At 43.1% G+C, this 6,116-nt stretch carries 5 protein-coding genes; all 5 read right to left on the minus strand.

All coding sequences use genetic code 11. The features are described 5' to 3' along the window. Positions 1-25 precede the first annotated feature (25 nt). The gene (gene nifK, locus H525_RS0116725) at positions 26-1,558 is read right to left on the minus strand and encodes a nitrogenase molybdenum-iron protein subunit beta (RefSeq protein ID WP_027417119.1); all 1,533 of its coding nucleotides are present in this window, start codon (positions 1,556-1,558) and stop codon (positions 26-28) included. Positions 1,559-1,572: 14 nt separating this feature from the next. Continuing rightward, positions 1,573-3,000 carry a nitrogenase molybdenum-iron protein alpha chain gene (gene nifD, locus H525_RS0116730; RefSeq protein WP_027417120.1) on the minus strand — a complete coding sequence of 476 codons (1,428 nt, stop codon included), beginning with the start codon at positions 2,998-3,000 and terminating at the stop codon, positions 1,573-1,575. Positions 3,001-3,019: 19 nt separating this feature from the next. Further along, positions 3,020-3,895, minus strand: coding sequence for a nitrogenase iron protein (nifH, locus tag H525_RS0116735; protein WP_027417121.1), 876 nt, complete (start codon positions 3,893-3,895; stop codon positions 3,020-3,022). A gap of 56 nt (positions 3,896-3,951) precedes the next feature. Continuing rightward, the gene (gene nifB / locus H525_RS24525) at positions 3,952-5,394 is read right to left on the minus strand and encodes a nitrogenase cofactor biosynthesis protein NifB (RefSeq protein WP_051331116.1); all 1,443 of its coding nucleotides are present in this window, start codon (positions 5,392-5,394) and stop codon (positions 3,952-3,954) included. Positions 5,395-5,867: 473 nt separating this feature from the next. Then, the coding region (locus H525_RS26585; RefSeq protein WP_081413465.1) for a zinc ribbon domain-containing protein at positions 5,868-6,116 on the minus strand (249 nt) is incomplete at its 5' end.

Below are 6,116 nucleotides of genomic sequence, written 5' to 3' on the forward strand. Positions count from 1 at the left end.
CTGTCCCTCCCTCCCCCTTGAACAACTATCGAACGATATCGAAACTATGGTCCGGCGCTTCATCATCCAGTTTTTGGAGAATGGTATTGACTAATTGGGTTAAAACATTTAACGTTCCTTGATACCCAATGATTGGATAACGATGAAGGTGGTGGCGGTCAAAAATAGGAAATCCGATTCTAATCAATGGAATGCCCGCATCTTTTGTCACTGTCTTCATAAACGTACTTCCGATTGCGATATCTACCGGATCGGTCATGACTAAGGAACGCATATGCCAGAGGTCTTTGCCGACGTATACTTTGCCTTCAATTCCATACGGGCTGGACGCCAATAATGCTTTGGCTTCTTCTTCAAACTCTTTATCACCGTTGGTACAAACAATATGAATAGGCTCAACTCCAACTTCCAGGCAGAAAGAGATAAGTCCCAATAACAAATCCGGATCACCGGCCATGGCTGCCCTTTTGCCATGCAGATAAGCATGGGAATCGGTCATCGCATCCACGACACGTCCGCGCTCGTCAATTAACGCTTGCGAAACAGGCTTCCCTGTTAACTCACTGATTTTCTTCAACAGTTGATCGGTAGCCCCAATTCCAATAGGTGTTGAAAAAGAAACGGCCGGCTGTTCCCATTTTTCTTCAATATATTTCATGGTCTTTTTCGTAGCATATTTGCCTAAGGAAATCGTCCCTTTGGCTCCTGCCGCCACAGGGACATCTGCCAGTTTTGTTCCGCCATAATAATACTTATACTCGCCGTTTGCCGGAGAATCCAGATTTTCACTATGATCGCCTAAAACGGTGAAATCTACATCCATCAAGTTTAAAATCCGCTTCATTTCCGCAAAGTTTCCGGTATACGTCTCAAAACCCGGGATCAAGTTAATCTTTTCCGTTTTTTCCTTATGTCGCAAATTGCCTTTATCTTCTTCAGATAGATAGCTTAGTATCGACCGCATCATATTGTCGTAGCCGGTAATATGCGAACCAACAAAGCTAGGCGTGTTGGCGAAAGGAACAGGGAAATCTTCACTGATTGCCCCCTCCTGTCTTGCCGTATCGATAAATGCATTCAAATCATCACCGATAACTTCCGCCATGCATGTCGTACTCATCGCAATCATTTCCGGCTTATACATCGTGGTGCTATTCAGCAAGCCTTCAACCAGATTGCGCAATCCGCCAAACACAGCTCCATCTTCTGTCATGGAAGAAGAAACCGCCGGAACAGGCTCCTTGAAATGGCGGGCAAAGTGGCTTCGGAAGTAAGCGACACACCCTTGAGAACCATGGACGAATGGTAAGGTTTTTTCAAATCCCAGCCCCGCCAGCACCGCTCCCAGGGGCTGGCAGGCTTTAGCTGGATTAATCGTTACAGCTTCACGATTAAAGTTTTTTTCCTTGTACTCCTCTGTCTTTAAGTACGCCTCTGTTTCCTCAACTTCCTGCTGGGAGCAAGGAGCTTCAAATTGTTTCTTTTGTTCTGCCTGTTTCACATAATTATCCGATTGAAACAGGGTGTTATGGTCTTTGATTTCAATCTTTTTACTCAAACTCCTCACCTCGCTTAAAATGGGTTTGTGATTAAATTCCAGGTTGGATTATTGATTGCCATATCCATATCACGGGCAAAAATTTTGAATCCGTCAAAACCATGGTAAGGGCCGCTATAATCCCAGGAGTGCATTTGTCTAAATGGAATTCCTTGTTTATGATAGACATACTTTTCTTTCACACCTGCACCCATCAAATCAATATCCAGCTTTGCAGCAAGATATTCCAGATCCAGAGCCGTCGGGTCATCATAGATAACAGTTCCTTCTTTTAAATCCGGAAAAGTACGCTCATAGTCATCTTTGTGGGCAAATTCATAACCGGTACCCACGATTTCCATGCCAAGGTCTTCATAAGCTCCAACTGTATGGCGCGAACGCAATCCTCCGACAAGCAGCATGACCTTTTTCCCTTCAAGACGCGGACGGTACTTTTCGATGATAGGCTCCATTTCAGCTGTATACTTGGCAATAACTTTTTCACAATTTTCTTGAATTTTTCGATCGAAACGCGCCGCAATTGCCCGTAAACTTTCGGTTGTCTTAGTCGGACCAAAGAAATTGTACTCCATCCAGGGGATGCCGTATTTTTGTTCCATCGTTTTGCAAATGTAGTTCATGGAGCGGTAACAGTGAACTAAATTCAATTTTGCCTTGTGGGCAATTCCCAATTCATTTACCGTTCCGTCCCCGGACCACTGGGCAATCACACGCAGTCCCATTTCTTCTAATAAAATACGGGAAGCCCAAGCATCTCCGCCGATATTATAATCGCCAATGATGTTAACATCATAGGGACCTGTTTCAATATCACCAGTGCCCATCACGTAATCACGAAGTGCATCGTTGGCAATATGGTGGCCCAAAGATTGGCTTACTCCACGGAATCCTTCACAGCGGACAGGAACAATTGGAATATCCAGTTCTTTGCTCATTTTCTTCGCTACGGCTTCAATGTCATCCCCAATCAAACCTATTGGGCACTCCGACTGAATCGTAATCCCTTTTGCTAACGGGAACATTTCTTTAATCTCCCGGCAAATTTGTTCCAGCTTTTTATCACCGCCAAACACAATGTTACGTTCCTGGAAATCACTCGTTACCTGCATAGCTACGAAGTTATCGACACCGAGGGTTCCGTTGCTATAGTTACGGCGTGTACCCCAGCTGTACTGACCGCAACCGACCGGACCGTGGCTGATATGCACCATATCTTTAATCGGCCCCCAGACCACACCCTTCGAACCGGCATACGCACATCCACGAACAGTCATGACTCCAGGGCGCGATTTGATATTCGACTTAATTGAGCATTTGCCGGTTTCAATCATTTCCTGATTATTTACTTCAAAATGTTTGGCTCGCAGTTTTCTTGTTTTTTCCGGATAAAGCTCCAGCAATTCTTCGACAACTTTACTGTTTTGCTCTTTTACAGTACTCATATTCGCCCCCCTTATCCCCTTATCTGGCAGAGTTTTCTATCGCTTCTAACTTCTTGATTTGCGTTTCTTCGTCTTCGATAATGCCAAAGTCCATTAATAATTCCTCTAACTCTTCCATCTCGATCGGGGTAGGAATCGTCAACATATCATTGTGCATGATTTTTTCCGCCAGGATTTCATATTCTTTAGCTTGAGGATGTTCCGGAGCATATTGAGCTACGGTCATCTTACGCAATTCAGCGTGCTGAACCACATTGTGGCGAGGCAGGAAATGAATCATCTGTGTATTTAACCGTTTGGCTAATTCCATAATCAACTCATCTTCGCGGTCAGTATTACGACTGTTACAAATTAATCCGCCCAGACGTACACCACCGCTATTGGCATATTTTAAAATCCCGCGGGAAATATTGTTGGCCGCATACATCGCCATCATCTCACCGGAACAAACGATGTAAATTTCCTGTGCCTTATTTTCACGAATCGGCATCGCAAATCCACCGCACACAACGTCACCCAATACGTCATAGGATACGAAATCCAATCCTTCATAGGCTCCTTGCTCTTCCAAGAAATTAATAGAAGTGATAATTCCCCGACCGGCACATCCCACTCCTGGTTCCGGCCCGCCAGATTCCACACATTTAATTCCGCCAAAGCCGGTTGCCAATACATCTTCCAATTCAAGATCTTCTATTGTTCCTCTTTCAGCTGCTAAATGCAATACGGTTTGCTGCGCTTTGGTGTTCAGGATTAAGCGAGTAGAGTCAGCTTTCGGGTCACAACCAACAATCATAATTTTCTGCCCGAATTTTGTAGCCAATTGTGCCAGCGTATTTTGTGAAGTTGTTGATTTACCGATTCCACCTTTACCATAAAAAGCGATTTGACGCATATTCTTCACCCTTTCAAAGTATTTGTTATTTTTTGGAATGAAAACGTTAGTTAACCTTATCTTGACAGTGTTTGGTCTTCTGATGTACTATTAAGGTAATTGTAAAACTTGCCGCTATCTAAAATGGCATCTTCAATTTCACCTTTTTGTATAACAGCAACGATTCCTAGACTTTGAAGATATTCTTTGGGAGTTTCACCAATCCCTGAGCATAGTAACATATGGCAATCTTTAATGGTTTGGGCAATTTCCTGCAGCGTGTCAGATTTAGTCCCATCACCGCAGTTTGCCGTTCCATTACAGTATGCTTGGATTTTACGTATACCGATAAAACGTATGGTTTCATTTTGAATTTCATAGACCATAAATTCTTTAGCATGGCCGAAATGCAGATTCACTTTTCCGTTGCCGCGGGAAGCAACTGCAATTCGAATGGTTTGAGATGAGGGAGAGTTCCTTTTCTTCTTTTCCCTCTCTATCTTCTTTGCATACTTTTCATCCATTTTCTTTTCTAAATTTTGTTGAAATTTTGCCCTCGCTTCCATATCATACTGGAAGTCTGTTGCAAGGATTTTCTCTTTGGTAAACTCGGCGCTGCGATCTTCCCCTAACAAACCAACCGCGTCTGCACGGCATTGGCGACAGTGCCTCATCATTTTCATATTGCCCGAGCATTTATCTTGAAGCTGGTTCAACATGGCTGGGTCCGGATTCTTAACTCCCCATTTTTCAAACATAGTATCCGGAGCAACGATTAAAGGCATAATGTTGTGCAAAAATGCTCCTTTTTGCTTCATCACTTTGGCTACTTCTTCGAGATGCACATCATTCACACCCGGAATCAGCACGGAATTGACTTTGCACAGGATCCCTCGTTTCGTCAGAGCTTCTAATCCTATGATCTGTCTCTCCAGTAAGATTTCTGCTGCATCTATCCCCTTGTAACGTTTTCCTTCAAAATACACCCAGGAATAGATATATTGGGCAACTTTAGGATCAATCGCATTAATCGTAAGGGTAATATGATCAATGTTAAGCTCTTCAATTTGATCGATGAATTCAATCAGACGCAAGCCATTCGTACTTAAACATAATTTAATGTCAGGAGCTTGTTGAGCAATCCCTCTAAAAGTTTCAAATGTCTTTTCCGGATTGGCTAACGGGTCACCCGGTCCAGCAATTCCGACCACTGACATTTGTGGAATTTGACCTGCCACAACTAACACCTTTTTTACCGCTTCTTCCGGTTTAAGAACTTCACTCACAACACCCGGCCGGCTTTCATTCGCACAGTCATACTTGCGGTTGCAATAATTACATTGGATATTACATGCGGGAGCTACAGCAACATGCATACGTGCAAAGTAATGATGGGCTTCTTCGTTATAACAAGGGTGACGGGCAATTTTTTCTTGAATATGCGGTTCTACGGTTCTTCTCTTAATTGAAGAACATCCGGCAGCTACTGATGAACACCCTGCTTGTTTTGGAGTGACCACAAACTCCCTCCCTTCTCATCACTGTCTACTGACTCGATTTTATCACCATTACCAACATGTTAATGTTGATTAGTGAATTTATTCACATACCATGGCATCACCTCCTTACTCAGATTTGGTTTATCATCCCCCCCTCCTTATCTTGTTTAAATAATTTCACTTACATTAACTTTCTGTAAATGTTTAATCTAATAGTACTTAGACCTGCTAAAGGCGTCCAGTTCCTTGTCACATTTTTTTACAGCTTTTTTTCAACTTTTATGATTCAACTTAATTTTTGAGAAAGCAATCCCCTTGGATTAGCCGGTTGATATCTTGTACATACATTTATTTCTCATCGATTCCAGCAACAGCAAGTCCATTGAACCTCTCATGGCTAAAGTCACGAGATTCTTGGGTAGTCCGCTCTACTGAGCAGAATTAGTACATGATGTACCACCAAGCTATCCCCGCAGTTCCTGCGGTTACTGCGATTATGCAGATAGTAGTCTTTTGCCTTCGGCAAGAATATTCAAACTTGCGTTTACATCCCTGTCCCATTCACTATGACAAGAAGGACACTTCCATTGTCGCAAGTTAAGATCTTTAACCTCTTTGTTTTGGTATCCACAACACGAACAGAGCTGAGAGGAAGCAAAGGTTTTGCCTACGGCAACGACAGTACGTCCATACCACTTTGCTTTGTATTCAAGCATCGTTCTGAATTGATACCAGGACACTTC

It is taken from the genome of Aneurinibacillus terranovensis DSM 18919, from assembly GCF_000430625.1.
Classification (GTDB): Bacteria; Bacillota; Bacilli; order Aneurinibacillales; family Aneurinibacillaceae; genus Aneurinibacillus_B; species Aneurinibacillus_B terranovensis.

What these genes read in the sequence shown, in the direction of transcription:
- nifD (WP_027417120.1), bottom strand. Translation starts at nt 3,000, where the DNA reads ATGAGTACTGTAAAAGAGCAAAACAGTAAAGTTGTCGAAGAATTGCTG.
- nifH (WP_027417121.1), bottom strand. Translation starts at nt 3,895, where the DNA reads ATGCGTCAAATCGCTTTTTATGGTAAAGGTGGAATCGGTAAATCAACA.